The 235-nt window shown below is 57.4% G+C and carries 1 protein-coding gene; it reads right to left on the minus strand.

Going from position 1 to position 235, the window contains the following annotated elements:
• Window positions 1–235: DDE-type integrase/transposase/recombinase (locus tag HMPREF2896_RS11430; RefSeq protein ID WP_141754791.1), on the minus strand; the 235-nt coding region annotated here is incomplete at both ends.

Here is a 235-nt window from a genome sequence, read left to right on the forward strand (position 1 = left end):
CGCTTACGGTCGTAGAATTCAGTCTTTAGCGTCGACCAGAACGACTCAGCCATCGCGTTATCGAAGCACACACCAGTACGCCCCACAGACTGAGCAATGCCCAGTCTGCTGCAGACCTCCCAGAGCTTCTCACTGGTAAATTGCGTTCCGCGGTCAGCGTGAAACACCAGCCCATCAGGAACATCACCGCGCAGTGTATGCGCCATCCGCAGGGCCCGTTCGACCAGGTGTGTGT

It is taken from the genome of Corynebacterium sp. HMSC069E04, from assembly GCF_001813175.1.
GTDB lineage: Bacteria > Actinomycetota > Actinomycetes > Mycobacteriales > Mycobacteriaceae > Corynebacterium > Corynebacterium aurimucosum.